The following is a 456-nucleotide window of genomic DNA, read 5'->3' as shown; positions in this document are numbered from 1 at the left end:
GGAGGACACGTTGCCGACGGTGGCCACGGTCTTCCACGGGGTCGCGTTGTCCGCGGACCGCTGGATCACCTGGTTCTGGTACGGGGCTGAGGCCGAGCCCGGGTTGTTGCGCGTCCAGTTGATGACGTGCCGGGTGTCCGAGGACTGGGTGACCTGCACGCCCGACGGCGCCGCAGGGGCGGCCAGAGGGCGCGCCGGCACCGGGACGGACCCGGAGACCTTCGCGGTCGTCGGGATGTACGCCAGCCCGGACATGCTGGCCGACCAGGACAGGGTCTGGGCCTTGCCGTACGCGAGCGGGACGGACACCGTGCGTGTCGAGACGACCTGCGAGCCGCCGGACAGGCCGCCGATCCGCACGTGCGGGGACGTCGTCGACGCCCCCAGCCCCCCAGAGAGGACGAACGCGGTCGACGGGTCGTCGACCGCCGCGGAGGTCTGCAGCGTGTGCGTGAC

The 456-nt window shown here is 72.6% G+C and carries 1 protein-coding gene; it reads right to left on the bottom strand.

The window, feature by feature from the left end:
• On the bottom strand, positions 1-456 hold a 456-nt coding region (locus J1M41_RS11135), incomplete at both ends, for a hypothetical protein (protein ID WP_206451755.1).

The organism is Micrococcus sp. KRD096 (genome assembly GCF_017168495.1).
Taxonomy (GTDB): Bacteria; Actinomycetota; Actinomycetes; order Actinomycetales; family Micrococcaceae; genus Micrococcus; species Micrococcus luteus.
This window is presented reverse-complemented; position numbering and strand designations above follow the sequence as displayed.